The sequence below is a fragment of the Cellulomonas biazotea genome (assembly GCF_004306155.1).
Taxonomy (GTDB): Bacteria; Actinomycetota; Actinomycetes; order Actinomycetales; family Cellulomonadaceae; genus Cellulomonas; species Cellulomonas biazotea.
In genome coordinates this window covers 1-480 of record NZ_BIMR01000426.1, presented here as the reverse complement: position 1 = coordinate 480, position 480 = coordinate 1, and the positions used below count along the sequence as shown (strand labels likewise).

Here is a 480-nt window from a genome sequence, read left to right as displayed (position 1 = left end):
GCCCTCGGCGGCACCGTGACCGCCGCCGCCTCGGCGCGCGCCGAGCAGACGCAGGCCGCGGCCACCGCCGCCGAGGCCGCCGCCACCGCACGCGCCGACGTCGCGGACGCCGTCGGGATCGCCGACGACGTCATCGAGGTCAGCACCGCCGCGCAGACCGAGGGCGAGCAGGCCGCCGTCGACGTGACCCGCCTCGCCGCGCTCGAAACCGCCACCGCGCACCTCGAGGCCCTCGTCGACGCGCTCGACGACCCGGCCGAGGCGCGCGACTCCGCCGCCGCGTCCCGCTCGGTCACGCGCGACGACGCCGACCCGTCGTCCGTCGACGCGGGCACGTCCGTCGACGCCCCCGCCGCCGGCGGGACCTCGGGGACGCCCGCGACCGGCACCGACCCGGCGACGGGGACGACGGCCGGCACGGCCACCCCGGCCCCCGACGCCGCGGCCCCCACCGCGACGCTGACGGCCCCGGCCGTCACC

The 480-nt window shown here is 81.7% G+C and carries 1 protein-coding gene; it reads left to right on the top strand.

The features are described 5' to 3' along the window. The coding region (locus CBZ_RS21205; RefSeq protein WP_218022829.1) for a hypothetical protein at positions 1–480 on the top strand (480 nt) is incomplete at both ends.